This is a genomic window from Haemophilus haemolyticus (genome assembly GCF_003493685.1).
GTDB lineage: Bacteria > Pseudomonadota > Gammaproteobacteria > Enterobacterales > Pasteurellaceae > Haemophilus > Haemophilus haemolyticus_O.
In genome coordinates this window covers 1-719 of record NZ_QQJW01000030.1, presented here as the reverse complement: position 1 = coordinate 719, position 719 = coordinate 1, and the positions used below count along the sequence as shown (strand labels likewise).

The 719-nt window shown below is 39.5% G+C and carries 1 protein-coding gene; it reads left to right on the top strand.

What is annotated here, in order from left to right:
- Nucleotides 1-51: 51 nt before the first annotated feature.
- Nucleotides 52-696 carry an IS1595 family transposase gene (locus DV434_RS10600; protein ID WP_118786135.1) on the top strand — a complete coding sequence of 215 codons (645 nt, stop codon included), beginning with the start codon at nucleotides 52-54 and terminating at the stop codon, nucleotides 694-696.
- Nucleotides 697-719 lie beyond the last annotated feature (23 nt).

Here is a 719-nt window from a genome sequence, read left to right as displayed (position 1 = left end):
GGGGCTGTACTAGATAACGACTAAAAATCCCATTTAGGTTAGAATAAACCAATGAGAAAAAGTCGCTTAAGTCAGCATAAACAAAATAAACTCATTGAACTGTTTGTCGCAGGTGTCACAGCAAGAACAGCCAGTGCATTGGTTAATGTAAACAAAAATACAGCCGCTTATTACTTTCATCGATTACGCTTACTCATCTATCAAACAAGCCCCCATTTGGAAATGTTTGAAGGCGAGATTGAAGCCGATGAAAGCTATTTCGGCGGTACTCGAAAAGGCAAGCGTGGTCGCGGTGCCGTGGGAAAAGTCGCAGTATTCGGGCTTCTCAAAAGAAATGGCAAGGTTTATACCGTCGTTGTCCCTAATGCGCAATCAGCGACATTATTGCCAATTATCCGAGAGAAAGTTAAGCCTGATAGCATTGTGTACACGGATACTTTTCGTAGTTATGATGTGCTTGATGTCAGTGAATTTAGCCATTTTCGCATCAATCACAGCACGCATTTTGCTGAAAATCACAACCACATAAACGGAATTGAGAATTTTTGGAATCAAGCAAAACGCCACTTACGGAAGTTTAATGGCATTCCCAAAGAGCATTTTGAGCTATATTTAAAGGAATGTGAATGGCGTTTTAACAACAGTGAAATAAAATCTCAAATTTCCATTTTAAAACAATTAGTTAAGGGGATTTAGATCTAGTTATCTAGTACAGCCCC